A 13280-nucleotide genomic window follows, 5' to 3' on the forward strand; every position below is an offset into this window, starting at 1 on the left:
ACTTATTTAACCTGAATTTTATACCAATGAAAAGATACCTACTTGCCATGGCCGGGCTCTTGGCCCTGGCCTCCTGCGGCTCCGACTCTGCCGACGGCAACTACAACCGGACCGCGGACGATGACCTGATTGAAAGCCAGATAGACTCCGACACCAAAGCCTCGATTGACAGCGTAGCCCGCGCCACGGACGAAGGTGCTATCCTGCATCCGCTACCCGACACGCTCACCACCCTGTTGCAGCAGCGCCAGCCGCAAGCCAAAGTAGCCGTGCTCACCGACCAGGCCATGTCCAACCGCACCCAGCAGGTCGACAACCCGGTATACCTGCGCGGCAACCTCAACGGCAACCGCACCCCAGACTATGCCGTGCAGGTACTGCAAAACGACTCCATCCACATCCTCGCTTTCCTGGATTACGGCACACCGCAGGTCCGTGAAATGAAAGTAGCCGCCTACCCTGCACAGCAGCTCAACGACCGTAGGTATAGCAACCTGCAACTCAAGCTCGCCCCACAGGACTCGCTGGTGCGCAACCCACGCAAGCAGCAGTTCACTAACCTGAAAATGGACGGCGTGTCCGTGCTCGATGGCAACCGCACCACGCTATACCTGCTGCAGAACAACCGCTTCATCCCTTTCGACGCGCAACAGTAAGGTAGGTATAGCGTCGGCTTATCCGTAAATTGCCGGCGCTATACCTATTCCTATACCTGCTCACTGCTTATGCCTTCTTCCAAATCTGACAAACCTGTTCCATCACTCACGCCCCAGATCACTTCGCCGGACCACCGCAGGCTGAGCCAGCTGCAGCAGGAGTTCAACAGAAAAGTAGCCCAGATAGAGCAGCTGAAGCAGGAACTAACCACACGCCGCGACAGCATGGACCTGGCCCAGAAAAGCATCGAAAAAGAACTGCGCCCCATCATCATGCAGCAGGTGGCACAGCGCGTGGCCCTGGTCAAGCTGCTGGACGCGGCTTTTGCCCTGCCGCTGTTCAGTTTTCGGGAGAAAGAGAAGCTTGCGCAACTGATCGTCAGCATGGCGCTTGACCTCATCCGGGACTACGAGCGCGAAGACCTCATCGCCCTGCACGACCGCTATGCCGAAGTGCCCTACGCTGAACGCGCGCTATACCTGACGGAAGATGAAGATGCTACAGAAACAGGTATAGCTGAAGAGGAGGACGCTCTACCTGACAACTGGGATGAGCTCGATGAATTTGAGCGCCTGCAGGCCCAGTTGGACCGCGAAGAGGAAGAGCGGGAACGTGCCCGGCAAAACCGTCAGAAAGGCCGCAAGACCAAAGCACAGCAGGAAAAAGAGGCAAAAGCGAAGGCCGAGCTCAGCAACATCAGCAAGGCCAGCCGCCGCGTGTACACCGACCTCGCCAAGCAGCTGCACCCCGACAAAGAACAGGACGAAACCAAGCGCGCCTGGAAAGAAGAGGCCATGAAGCGCGTCACACAAGCCTACCACCACGACGACTTTTTCGAGCTGCTGCGCCTGCAGATGGAGTTTATGCAGGAACAAGGCCAGGCCCTCGACAAACTACCCGACGAACAACTCGCCTACTACATCAAACTTTTGGATGATCAACTTGGCGAGTTGCAGACTGAACTCAACGGTTTCATTTTTGGCCCCAACGCTACTTTTTACGACCGCTTCTGCGGCTCCCAAAAGCAGATGAACCAGAAGTTTAAGCAGGCAAAGGAAAGCCTGACCTACGAACTGGAGCAGCTCAAGCACAACCTGCGCGTGCTCCAGGACCCGGTGCAGATCAAGGTACTATTGAAGTAGGTATAGCGCAGCGCGACTCAGTTCAAGTAGGCCTCTATCACGGCAATGGTCTCCAGGGGAGCGCTCAGGTTAGGGCAGTGCCCAGTAGCCTCCATTTGCACCAGGGTGGAGTTGCGGATCGCGTGGTGCACGTAGTTACCGACTTCGGTTGGGGCGATAATATCCTCCGCGCACTGCATGATCAGGGTCTTGGTCTCCAGCTTGGGCAGGTCCTGGCGGTTGTCGGATAGAAACGTGACCTGCGCAAAATGCCGGGCAATGTCAGGGTCCGTGTTGCAGAAGCTCTGCGCCAGCTCCTCCCCCAGCGATGGCTTATCCGGGTTCCCCATGATCAGGGGAGCGAAGGTATCGGCCCAGAGCGGGTAGTCGTGCTCCATGTAGGCCAGCATCGACAGCACGTCGGCCCGGTCAAATCCGCCGACATAGTTTTCATCGTTGATGTAACAAGGTGAAGGGCCAATCAGAATCAGTTTGCTGAACAAGGCCGGTTCTCTGATGGCACTGAGCACTCCCATCATGGCGCTTACGGAATGCCCGACAAAGATCACATCCTCCAAGTCCAACTCTACGCACATCTCCAGTATGTCGGAAGCATAGCCCTGGAGGCTGCCATACTTGTTGGTATCATACGCCTTGAGGTCAGAGTTGCCAGCCCCCACGTGGTCGAACAGCACGATCTTATACTGCTGCTGAAAAGCAGGTGTGACAAAGCGCCACATGTTCTGATCGCATCCAAAGCCATGACCGAACATAAGCGCCTGTTCACCTTTTCCGAACATATTGATGTTATTTCGTTTCAGCACATCCATTGCTATTTCCAATAATCTACTTCCCTGTTCTACTCTTAATAGATTAACGAAAAGACATTAATATACTTATACGAATTTAAAATATGATTAAACCCAATAAAATCAAAAGATTAGCGTCACTGATAAATTTGCTCCAGGCTTGGCGCTGTGCTATACCTTTTCCTATCTTGTCACTGCATGGCTTACGCGAATTCACTTCCGCCTATTGTTATCAAGATTTGCAGATGGTTTAATGCTTTCTGCTTACTATTAACTTTTTTAGTTGGTCTGGACGTCTTCTTATTGCCTAAGGTGATTCGAAACGAAAAGATATTGGCTAGAGAAGCAGTATATGTTACGACTCGCTCTCGGTTCACAGGGGAATCAAGTACAAGCCAGCTTGATAACGTGACTCTAATCACAGAGAACTTTTATTACCCCTACAACAAAATTCAGGGGTTTAACCCCACAGAAGCCGATTCAGTTAAACTCGTCACCACTTATCTATTTCGTATAGTGAAGACAGGTTATGTCAAAAGATTTGGCGAGGAGAAAGAGTTAATTCAAAATGCAGGCATTTTTGGCACCCTCTGCTTTCTCCCAATCAGTTTCGGCCTGATTGCAATCTTCGGAGTAGCCATGCGGCACAATAGGGAGCAGCTCTTAAATGCAGCTGTTATGAATCTACTACTGCTACCCATTCATTTGTGGATCATGGGTTATTTCACTGCCTTGTTCACAGACTTAGATTTAAGACACTGGTAGCATAAAACAGTTCCGCTCCCCTGCAACCTTCTCCCCGCTCTCCCAGTTCTGATAAGACGTTAATTTGTAGTATCTTTGTAAGTAAAACCAGCAGAACACGACTATCGAAAAGTCCTGTGTTCTGCCTTTGCTGTTTTGTGATATACCTGCATGAAAGTAACTGACTTTTTAGAGCTATACCGGCTCGATGGCGTGGTGCAGACCATTGCCGAGAGACTTAAAGCTGATAAACCTTACCGCCTGCAACTCAAGGGCATGGCAGGCAGCCTCGATGCTGTGATGGCCTCGGCGGTCTATACCCTGCACCCGCAGCACCAACTCTTTGTGTTGCACGACAAGGAGGAGGCAGCCTATTTCTATACCGACCTCAAAAATCTGCTTGGCGACGAGAAGGAGGTCATGCTTTTCCCGACGTCGTACAAGCGGCCCTACAGTTTCGATGATACCGAGAACGCCAACATCCTGATGCGGGCCGAGGTGCTCAACCGCCTCAACACCAAGTCCGACAAGGGTGAGCTGATCGTAACCTACCCGGAGGCGCTTACCGAGAAAGTGATCAACAAAAAATCGCTGGTGGAGAACACGCTGGGGGCGAAGGTGGGAGAGAAACTCGACGTGAACTTCCTGAGCGAAATGCTGGCTGAGTATGGCTTCGAGCGTACTGAGTTTGTGTACGAGGCGGGGCAGTATGCCGTGCGTGGTGGTATTGTGGATGTGTTTTCGTACGCCAACGACCTGCCCTACCGCATCGAGCTTTTCGGCGACGAGATCGAAAGTATCCGCACCTTCGACCCCGACACGCAGCTGAGCGTCGAGACGAAGAAAAGTATTTCGATTATACCTAATGTCCAGACCAAACTGCTGCAGGAAACCCGTGAGGCGTTCCTCGACTTCCTGCCGAAAAACACCGCTATCTGGTTCAAGGACGTGCGCCAGACACTGGATGTGATCGACGAGTATTTTGATAAGGCATCGCAGGCGTTTGACAAGCTGATGGCAGGCAGCGGCGGCACCCAGATCGTGTCGGACCCCGAGCAGCTGTTCCAGACGCAGAAGCAGTTCAAAAAGCTGCTCGAGAAGTTCAGCATTGTGGAGTTTGGCAAGCGCTTTAATTATAAAGACACCGAGGTGTTGCAACTGCAGTCCAAGCCACAGCCCTCGTTCAACAAGGATTTCAACCGACTGGTAAAGGACCTGCACGAGCAGCAGAGCAAAGGCTTTGTGAACATCATCGCCACCGACTCGCCGCGGCAGATCAACCGCCTCACGACTATCTTCGACGAGCTCGACCACGACATGCGTTTCCAGCATTTGGGCATTTCGCTGCGGGAGGGTTTCATTGACGAGCAGCTCAAAATCACCTGCTACACCGATCACCAGCTCTTCGACCGCTTCTACCAGCACAAAGCCAAAGAGGGCCGCTCCAAAACCAAGGCGATGACCCTGAAAGAGCTGCGCACCCTGCAGCCCGGCGACTACATCACGCACATGGACTACGGCGTGGGACGCTTTGCGGGGCTGGAGAAAGTGGAAGTGGGCGGTCGTTTACAAGAAGCCATCCGTTTAGTCTACCGCGACGACGATTTGCTGTATGTGTCCATTCACTCGCTGCACAAGATCAGCAAGTACAGCGGCAAGGAGGGCGGCCCGCCGACCATGAGCAAACTGGGCTCGCCGGAGTGGGAGAACAAGAAGAAGAAAGTAAAGAGCAAGGTAAAAGACATTGCCGCCGAGCTCATTCAACTCTACGCCAAGCGCAAAGCCGCGCCGGGCTATGCCTACACCCGCGACGGCTTCCTGCAGGCTGAGCTGGAGTCCTCGTTCATCTACGAAGACACCCCGGATCAAGGCAAGGCAACCGAAGACGTGAAAGCCGATATGGAGCAGCCGCACCCCATGGACCGACTCGTGTGTGGCGACGTGGGCTTCGGCAAAACCGAGGTGGCCATCCGTGCTGCGTTTAAAGCCGCATGCGACGGCAAGCAGGTAGCCGTGCTGGTGCCCACCACGGTACTGGCCATGCAGCACTTCAAGACGTTCCGCGACCGACTCGAGCAGTTCCCGGTTACAGTAGACTACATCAACCGCTTCAAAACCACCAAGGATATCAAAAACACCCTCAAGCGCGTGGAAGAAGGTAAAGTAGACATCCTGATCGGCACGCACCGCATCGCCAGCAAAGACGTTAAGTTCAAGGATCTGGGGCTGCTGATCATTGACGAAGAGCAGAAATTTGGTGTGAAGACCAAGGAGAAGCTGAAAGAGATGCGCGTGAACGTGGATACCCTCACCCTCACCGCCACACCTATACCTCGTACGCTGCACTTCTCACTAATGGGTGCCCGCGACCTGAGCGTGATTGCCACGCCACCACCCAACCGCCAGCCCGTGAAAACAGAACTGCACGTGTTCGACGAGATTCTGATCCGCGACGCCGTTGCTGCCGAATTGAAACGTGGCGGCCAAGTGTTCTTTGTGCATAACCGCGTGAAAGACATCGAAGAGATTGCCAACATGATCCTCAAACTCGTGCCCGATGCCCGCATCACCTATGCCCACGGACAGATGGACGGTGAGACCCTGGAAAAACGCATGATGAAGTTTGTGGAGGGTGACTACGATGTGCTGGTATCGACCAACATCATCGAGTCAGGTTTGGACATCCCCAATGCCAACACCATTATCATCAACCGGGCGCACATGTTCGGCCTCTCCGACCTGCACCAGATGCGGGGTCGTGTGGGCCGCTCGAACAAAAAGGCCTATTGCTACCTGCTCACGCCACCCGTTGCTGGCCTGGCCACCGATGCCCGCAAACGCCTGAGCGTGCTCGAAGAATTCTCAGACCTGGGCGAGGGTTTCAAAATCGCCATGCGCGACCTCGACATCCGGGGGGCCGGCAACCTGCTGGGCGGCGAGCAGAGCGGCTTCATCAACGACCTCGGCTTTGAGATGTACCACCAGGTGCTCGACGATGCCATTAAAGAGCTGAAAGAAACCGAGTTCCGCGACCTGTTCCTGAAAGATAACCTGGCGGAGTTCGTGGAGCCGGTGCGCGACTGTAACATCGAAACCGACATGGAGGTGCTCATACCGGATTGGTACGTGGGCAACATCTCGGAGCGCCTCAACCTCTACAGCAAACTCGATAGCACCAAAGACCTGCAGGACCTCGAAAAGCTACAGGCCAGCATCGTCGACCGTTTCGGACCATTGCCGCAGGAGGTGCAGAAGTTGGTGGAGATCGTGAAGCTGCGCTGGCAGGCACAGCAGCTGGGTTTTGAGAAGCTCACTATCAAAAAAGAAGTGATGAAAGGCTACCTGCCGAGCGAGAACAACGATGCTTACTTCCAGTCCGAGACCTTTGGCAATATTCTCAAGTATGTGCAGCAGCATCCGCGTCGCTCCCGACTCAAGGAGGCCAAAGACAAGCTGATCGTGATCGTGGAGGACATCCAGAGCATTGCCGACGCCCGCGAAGTGTTCGACAGCCTTGATGTGAAAGCCACTGTGAAAGGGTAAATGTATAGTGATCTGCTCCTCTGAATAGTGTCAGCTGCACATGCTCTGAGACAACATAGCCTGTGCAGCTGCATATTTTTTCCCAGACTACATGGTTCAGGGCAATTATTAGATTAAATTTTGCTATTTTGGAAACTTCTATGCTACGAAACCGAACTTAATCTAACTTATACCTGTGCACCAAATAACCGCGATATCGCCACCTATGCTGGCACCCATCTTCAGGGCGCTGCCAAGGCTGTATGCTGTCCTGACTCCTGATCTTGTGATTGCTGATGCCACCGATGCCTTGCTGAAGCAACTACACATGACACGCGAGCAAATTGTAGGGCAGCCACTGTTCGCTGTATTCCCAAACAATCCGAATCATCCTGAATCGCAGGAGGCTGTGCTGCAATGCCTGCAGCATGCACTCATGCACAAGGAGCTTTTTCATAACCCCATGCTCCGCTACGACATGCAGTCTGGCGCAGGGTATGAAGAGCGCTACTGGAGCGCAACCAGTGTGCCTGTGCTGAACGACGCCGGAGAGGTGCAGTACCTCATACACGAGGTAAGCGATGTGACCGACAAGATCCTGTTTGAGCGCATGCACCAGCAAAGCCAGGAGCAACTGAACCTGATCAGCAACGCAACCAAAGCCATTGCCTGGGAATACGACATCGTGAACGACCACATGCACTGGGGCGAGGGGCTTCAGGAAATATTCGGCTACACCCCCGAGGAGATGGGACCAAGCGGTGACTCATGGGATTCCCGCGTCCATCCGGACGATTTTGAAGAGGTGCAGCGCAGCATACAGGAGGCGCTGGCCAACAAGCAAAGCACCTGGACAGGCGAGTACCGTTTTCAGAAGGCAGATGGTAGCTACTCCTACATTTTGGACCAGGGTTACACCACGTACAATTCCTTGGGCCAGCCTGTCCGCACCATCGGCTCCATTATCGATATCACCCAGAACAGAGACACACAAAAGGCACTCAAAGAAAGTGATGCCCGTTTCCATCACCTGCTGGAAGTGCTTCCACACATGGCCTGGACGGCCTCACCAAAAGGCAAGGTGCTTTTCTTCAACGAGAACTGGTACAGCTTTACCGGCATGAAACGCGGACAGACCGATGGCTGGATTGGAGTGGTGCATCCCGAAGACTCGGCCATGGTGCTCACCAACTGGCACAACGCGGTGGCCTCGGGTACCACCTATGAGCTAGAGTATCGCATACGCCAGCACATAGACGGCAGCTACCGCTGGTTTCAGGAGCGCGGCCTGCCCATGCGCGACGCCAACGGAAACATCACACTCTGGATCGGCACCTACACAGACATAGACGACCAGAAAAACCAGGTGGAAGAACGCAAAGACGACCGTCTGGAGAGCATGCTGCGCCTTGCGCCGGTGCACCTGTGTATGTTGCAGGGCCCCAACTATGTGTGCCAGTATGTAACGCCAGGTGTGTACAAGCTGTATGGCAACCGCAACTACATTGGCCGGAGCGCCCACGAAATATGGCCGGAGCTTGAGGAAATAGGTTTTTTTGACTTGCTGGACGAGGTATACACCAAGGGGCGCACCGTTTACATCAATGAGTTCCGCGCCAAGATCGACCATAAGCTGAATGGCGACTTACGAGACGCCTATTTTAATTTCAAGTACCAGCCTTTATTCGACAGTACTTCGAACGTAGAGGGCATTATAATATCGGCCATAGAAGTAACTAACCTGGTGATAGCCAGGCAAAAAGCAGAGGCATTGGCCCGGGGCGAATCCTGATATTCCTATTTTTTGGCTTTGTTTAGAACAAAAAAGGCCATAATTTGTAAAAGAATTCAAAATACCAATTATGAAATCAGTAAAGACTATCCTGCTGATAGACGACGACGATACGACCAATTACCTGAACCAGCGCCTGCTCTCCCGTATGGAAGCCGCATCCGATATCAGGGTTGTGACAAACGGTGAAGAAGCCCTCGACTATTTGAACAAAGCCTTTAGCGGGGAGGAAAACTACCCGAAACCGGATCTGATATTTGTTGACATCAAAATGTCGGTGATGGATGGCTTCGAGTTCCTGGATGAGTACCAGCGATTTGAGGATGAGAACAAGATGCGCACCGTGATGCTCATGCTCACTTCTTCAGCCAGCTTTTACGACCTCGAGCGCCTCAAAAAATACCCGGAGGTGCGCAAGCACTACTCCAAGCCGCTGGCGGAAGCGGATGTACGCGAGATCATGGAAACATATTTCTAAAATCACGATAGCCCAATACAGAAGAGGCGCCCTTTTAAAGGGGCGCCTCTTTTTTATACCTGCTCCTTTGCCAACAATAGCCCTGCTGAACCGTAAAAAATAACGCCATCTTAAACTGGCACTAAAACAGGCTACTATTATTAAACAAATAAAATTATGAGAAACGACGCAGAACACCACGACAGACCGGGCGACTACAACCAGCGCATCGGCCGGGAGCTATACAACCAGGACAGAGAACAGCAGCCACAGCCGCAGCAGCGCTATGCCTACAGAGGGCAGGACCAGCGCCAGAGGAAATGGGACGAGGGCAACTACTTCCACACAGGCCCCAGCCCACGAGGCGCGCAGGACCGCGACCGGCAGGCCGAAACAGGACGACACTACATCGGCAACAGGCCAGGCACCTATCAGAGTAACCAGGGCTCGTACCAGAGCGGCCATTACGGTAGTCGCAGCGAAAGCCCCTACCGCAACGAGAGCCAGTACCTGAACCACGGCTACCGCGGCCAGGGAAGCGGCAGCCAGCAAGGTTACCGTTCACAAATGGGTGGCGGTTCGCAACCTGGCAACTACAACGAGCCCCCTACCTCGCAGGACAGCCTGTGGCGGGAAGGCCCCGGCACCCGCAGCCGCTACAAAGAGACCGACTACCGCTACGGCAGTGGCTCGCATAACTGGTACAGCGAAGGCCGCTACTCACCTGACGTGGAGCCCGAGAGTCGGGACAAACGCGGCTTCTTCGAGCGTGTGCGCGATACCTGGGACGACATTATGCACTCCGACGATCCGGAGTACAGGCCGCACAACCGCTACGACTCCGAGCGACGGGCCGAGCAATTAAGCAGCCGCCAGCGCTACAGCGGAGAGTCTTTTCGCGACCGCAACTTTGACCAAGGCTACGAAGGCGGGCCGCGCTGGGCCGACGAAACCGACTCAGGCAACGACAGCTATTACAAAGATTCTGACAGAAACCAACGCAACCGTCGCTAATGCGTATAGCAGACAGATTAGGTTACTTTGGTAGTAGATTAGTAAAAAGACAGCCCACCGGAAACGGCGGGCTGTCTTTTTTTATGCCGAATCCATACCCCGACAAACATCAGCCCCCGCTGCCCGTACATAAAATCCGGTGCCGTGCCCTGCCTGATTACGGGCATACTCAGTAGCGGTGCCGATGCTTTGGTTTAAATGTTCAAAGAAATAATACGGAAAGATATGCATCACGAGGAAGAAGAAAGACACCACGAGCGTCGCGAGCGCCGTATGCACCGAGGCCACGACATGGAGCAGCAGAACTTTCGCAGCCGTTGGGATGAGCCACGGCCTTTTGCAGATGACCGGGACAGAAGGCGTTATGAAGAAGAAATGCGCCTGCGTGACGAGCGGGAGCGCCACGCGTACAGACAGCAGCAAAACGAACGGCAGCAGCGCGAAGACATGAACCGACACCAGCATGGTTTTTCAGACGATCACCATGCCCCTCATAGAAGAGACGAGCGGCGTGAGTGGCGCGATGGCAGTGAGCATTACAGCCCCGATAACCAGCACGCCCGCGACAGATGGCAGCAGCATGAGCAGCTCCCTCCGCTGCGCGAACAGCGCCGTCGTAACCAAAGCCGCCGCGACGAAGACTGGGAAGAGCGCGGCTGGTAGCTACGTCCCTCTACTTAAAAACGCTTCCTGAACCCGGCCCCGAACGACACCAGTTCCGGTATGCCGGGCACCAGGTTGAGCGACAGGTCATACTGCCCTTTCAGCTGATAGTTGTACTCAAACTCGCCGCCGTACCAGTAAAACTTGTACTGCCAGTCGCCGCTGCGCTCAAAATAGCCGTCGTCTTCGTAGCCCGGCAGCCGATTCCAGTCGCGGCGGTAGACCAGGGTGGGGCCGAAGCCGCCGTTGAGCGAGTGCCGCCCTGTTTTAAAGATCTGCCCACGCCAGCCCAGGTGTGTAAAGCCAGCCAACGAGGAGGCGCAATCGGAGTACAGCCCCTGCTCTGTCCGCACACTGATGACGTCGCGCACCACAAAGCGGTCGTAGCCCACTATACCTCCAAAATTGAGCACAGCTATACCTTTCTGGTCGAGCCTGTTTTTGAACAGCTCCGGGTAGGGTGTTTGGCGCAGGTGCATCGACAGGCCAAAGAACTTGACGGTAAAGGCATTTTTATAGGCAGGCTGCTCTTGCGCCCGGCCTGTACCGGAAAGCAGGAGTAGGATCATCAACACGAGAAACACTGGTATCCTTTGCCGCATATACCCACTGTATACCGTTAAGAGCACAATTTGTTAGCAGCTTGCTATACCTTTGCACCGAATATGAACCAATCGCTAGACCTTCTGTTGGAACAGGTGCGCGCCTGTCGCCTCTGTGCCGAACACTTGCCGCACGGTCCTCGGCCTGTGCTGCGGGCCTCCCCCTCGGCCAGGCTGCTTGTGGTGGGGCAGGCACCCGGCACCAAGGTACACGCCAGCGGCATCCCCTGGGACGACCAAAGCGGCAAGCGCCTCCGGCAATGGATGGGTATAGCACCCGAGGTGTTTTATGACGAGCAGCAGGTGGCCATCATCCCGATGGGCTTTTGCTACCCCGGAAAAGGCAAAAGCGGCGACCTACCCCCGCGCCCCGAATGCGCCCGGCACTGGCACCAACAGCTTCTGCCGCTGCTCCCCAACATTCAGCTTACCTTGCTGGTCGGCAAGTATGCGCAGGACTACTTTTTGGGTAACGCAGCCAGACCGACCCTAACCGAGACGGTAACGCACTGGGCAGACTACCTGCCCCGGTACATGCCCCTCCCCCACCCTTCGCCGCGCAATGAGTTCTGGCTGCGGCGCAACCCCTGGTTTGAGCAGGAGGCTATACCTGTGCTGCAGCAACTCGTGGCGCAGGCTCTTGGCTAATTTGTACTTGGTTTATCGCCCGCAACTTCTATCTTCGTTCATCAGCATAAAACTCTCTTTATGATCAACTACCCAAGCAGCAAACTACCTGACGTTGGCACCAGTATTTTCGCTGTAATGTCGGCACTGGCCAATGAGCATGGCGCGATCAACCTCTCACAGGGCTTCCCGGATTTTAATTGCCCGGATGAGCTCATTGCGCTGGTGACCAGGTATATGCAGGAAGGCTATAACCAGTACGCCCCAATGCCCGGCATGCCGGCGCTGCGCCATAAGATTAGCGAGAAAACGGAGAAGGTATACAGTTACCGTCCTGATGCCGACCAGGAGGTAACCGTGACTTCCGGCGCGACGGAAGCCTTGTTTGCAGCCATCACGGCTGTGGTAAAGCCCGGCGACGAGGTGGTGGTGCTGGAACCCTGCTACGACAGCTACGCTCCTGCCATCCGGTTGGCGGGCGGCATCCCGATCTACGTGCCTCTGGCTATACCTGAATTCAGTATTGACTGGGATTTGCTAAAGAAAAGCATTTCGCGCCGTACCCGCCTGATCATCATCAACACGCCGCACAACCCAACCGGTGCTGTCATTCCACGTGAGGACCTGGAGAAACTGGCCAGCCTGACCGATGGCACCGACATCCTGATCTTGAGCGACGAGGTATACGAGCACATGGTGTTTGACGGGAAGGAGCATGTGAGCGCTTTGCAGGTGGAGTCGCTGCGCCAGCGGGCCTTTGTGATTTCATCTTTTGGCAAAACGTACCACACCACCGGCTGGAAGATTGGCTACGTGGTAGCGCCACCGGCCCTAACGGCAGAGCTGCGCAAGATGCACCAGTTCATTACCTTTTGCTCCGTTACCCCCCTGCAGCTGGCCATCACCGACTACATGGACAACGAGGCCCACTACCGTTCCCTCCCCGACTTCTACCAGGCCAAGCGTGACCTTTTTTGTGAGCTGGTGAAGCCGTCCCGCTTCGAGCTTATACCTTCAGCGGGTACCTATTTCCAGCTTCTGAAGTACGATGCCATCTCGCAAGAGCATGACCTGGATTTCGCTAAGCGTCTGACCCAGGAAATCGGTGTAGCCTCCGTGCCTGTCTCAGCCTTCTATCACAACAAAACCGACCACCGCTACCTCCGTTTCTGCTTCGCCAAAAGTGAAGAAACGCTGCGGCAGGCGGCGGAGAGGTTGGTGAAACTTTGATGGTTGAATTGTTGATTGTTTTAATCATTAATCACTACTCAT

General features: G+C 54.4%; 12 protein-coding genes. 10 read left to right on the forward strand and 2 right to left on the reverse strand.

Annotated features, from left to right (window positions below; genetic code table 11):
* The first annotated feature begins 26 nt into the window (after positions 1 to 26).
* Together BD749_RS10065 and BD749_RS10070 are read left to right on the forward strand one after the other, a co-directional pair.
* Positions 27 to 656, forward strand: coding sequence for a hypothetical protein (locus BD749_RS10065; RefSeq protein ID WP_101444225.1), 630 nt, complete (start codon positions 27 to 29; stop codon positions 654 to 656).
* A gap of 69 nt (positions 657 to 725) precedes the next feature.
* Positions 726 to 1799 carry a J domain-containing protein gene (locus BD749_RS10070; protein ID WP_101444226.1) on the forward strand — a complete coding sequence of 358 codons (1074 nt, stop codon included), beginning with the start codon at positions 726 to 728 and terminating at the stop codon, positions 1797 to 1799.
* Between the two features lie 17 nt (positions 1800 to 1816).
* On the opposite strand, the gene BD749_RS10075 is transcribed toward BD749_RS10070, so the two are convergent.
* A complete protein-coding gene (locus tag BD749_RS10075; protein ID WP_317046352.1) occupies positions 1817 to 2620 on the reverse strand; it encodes an alpha/beta fold hydrolase in 804 nt (267 codons plus the stop codon).
* A gap of 165 nt (positions 2621 to 2785) precedes the next feature.
* On the opposite strand from BD749_RS10075, the gene BD749_RS10080 reads away from it, so the two are divergent.
* The 6 genes from BD749_RS10080 (at position 2786) to BD749_RS10105 (ending at position 10779) form a co-directional block, all read left to right on the forward strand.
* Entirely contained in the window at positions 2786 to 3352 is a 567-nt protein-coding gene (locus tag BD749_RS10080) for a hypothetical protein (protein ID WP_101444228.1), read from the forward strand.
* A 150-nt stretch (positions 3353 to 3502) separates the two neighbouring features.
* Positions 3503 to 6874 carry a transcription-repair coupling factor gene (gene mfd, locus BD749_RS10085; RefSeq protein ID WP_101444229.1) on the forward strand — a complete coding sequence of 1124 codons (3372 nt, stop codon included), beginning with the start codon at positions 3503 to 3505 and terminating at the stop codon, positions 6872 to 6874.
* A 175-nt stretch (positions 6875 to 7049) separates the two neighbouring features.
* Entirely contained in the window at positions 7050 to 8645 is a 1596-nt protein-coding gene (locus BD749_RS10090) for a PAS domain-containing protein (RefSeq protein WP_143741251.1), read from the forward strand.
* A 70-nt stretch (positions 8646 to 8715) separates the two neighbouring features.
* A complete protein-coding gene (locus BD749_RS10095; RefSeq protein WP_101444231.1) occupies positions 8716 to 9123 on the forward strand; it encodes a response regulator in 408 nt (135 codons plus the stop codon).
* A gap of 156 nt (positions 9124 to 9279) precedes the next feature.
* The gene (locus BD749_RS10100) at positions 9280 to 10116 is read left to right on the forward strand and encodes a hypothetical protein (protein ID WP_101444232.1); all 837 of its coding nucleotides are present in this window, start codon (positions 9280 to 9282) and stop codon (positions 10114 to 10116) included.
* A gap of 225 nt (positions 10117 to 10341) precedes the next feature.
* Positions 10342 to 10779 carry an acyltransferase gene (locus BD749_RS10105; protein ID WP_101444733.1) on the forward strand — a complete coding sequence of 146 codons (438 nt, stop codon included), beginning with the start codon at positions 10342 to 10344 and terminating at the stop codon, positions 10777 to 10779.
* Positions 10780 to 10793: 14 nt separating this feature from the next.
* Here BD749_RS10105 and BD749_RS10110 read toward each other — a convergent pair whose 3' ends face one another.
* The gene (locus tag BD749_RS10110) at positions 10794 to 11381 is read right to left on the reverse strand and encodes a hypothetical protein (protein ID WP_245869003.1); all 588 of its coding nucleotides are present in this window, start codon (positions 11379 to 11381) and stop codon (positions 10794 to 10796) included.
* A 63-nt stretch (positions 11382 to 11444) separates the two neighbouring features.
* Here BD749_RS10110 and BD749_RS10115 point away from each other — a divergent pair, with 63 nt between their 5' ends.
* A complete protein-coding gene (locus BD749_RS10115; protein WP_101444233.1) occupies positions 11445 to 12029 on the forward strand; it encodes a uracil-DNA glycosylase family protein in 585 nt (194 codons plus the stop codon).
* A 60-nt stretch (positions 12030 to 12089) separates the two neighbouring features.
* Positions 12090 to 13238, forward strand: coding sequence for a pyridoxal phosphate-dependent aminotransferase (locus BD749_RS10120; protein ID WP_101444234.1), 1149 nt, complete (start codon positions 12090 to 12092; stop codon positions 13236 to 13238).
* Positions 13239 to 13280 lie beyond the last annotated feature (42 nt).

The sequence above is a fragment of the Pontibacter ramchanderi genome (assembly GCF_002846395.1).
In the GTDB taxonomy this organism is placed as follows: domain Bacteria; phylum Bacteroidota; class Bacteroidia; order Cytophagales; family Hymenobacteraceae; genus Pontibacter; species Pontibacter ramchanderi.

Bases quoted from the DNA above. Each gene is read 5' to 3' on its own strand.
- BD749_RS10065 (WP_101444225.1), top strand. From the start codon at position 27: ATGAAAAGATACCTACTTGCCATGGCCGGGCTCTTGGCCCTGGCCTCC.
- BD749_RS10070 (WP_101444226.1), top strand. From the start codon at position 726: ATGCCTTCTTCCAAATCTGACAAACCTGTTCCATCACTCACGCCCCAG.
- BD749_RS10080 (WP_101444228.1), top strand. From the start codon at position 2,786: ATGGCTTACGCGAATTCACTTCCGCCTATTGTTATCAAGATTTGCAGA.
- mfd (WP_101444229.1), top strand. From the start codon at position 3,503: ATGAAAGTAACTGACTTTTTAGAGCTATACCGGCTCGATGGCGTGGTG.
- BD749_RS10095 (WP_101444231.1), top strand. From the start codon at position 8,716: ATGAAATCAGTAAAGACTATCCTGCTGATAGACGACGACGATACGACC.
- BD749_RS10100 (WP_101444232.1), top strand. From the start codon at position 9,280: ATGAGAAACGACGCAGAACACCACGACAGACCGGGCGACTACAACCAG.
- BD749_RS10105 (WP_101444733.1), top strand. From the start codon at position 10,342: ATGCATCACGAGGAAGAAGAAAGACACCACGAGCGTCGCGAGCGCCGT.
- BD749_RS10110 (WP_245869003.1), bottom strand. From the start codon at position 11,381: ATGCGGCAAAGGATACCAGTGTTTCTCGTGTTGATGATCCTACTCCTG.
- BD749_RS10115 (WP_101444233.1), top strand. From the start codon at position 11,445: ATGAACCAATCGCTAGACCTTCTGTTGGAACAGGTGCGCGCCTGTCGC.
- BD749_RS10120 (WP_101444234.1), top strand. From the start codon at position 12,090: ATGATCAACTACCCAAGCAGCAAACTACCTGACGTTGGCACCAGTATT.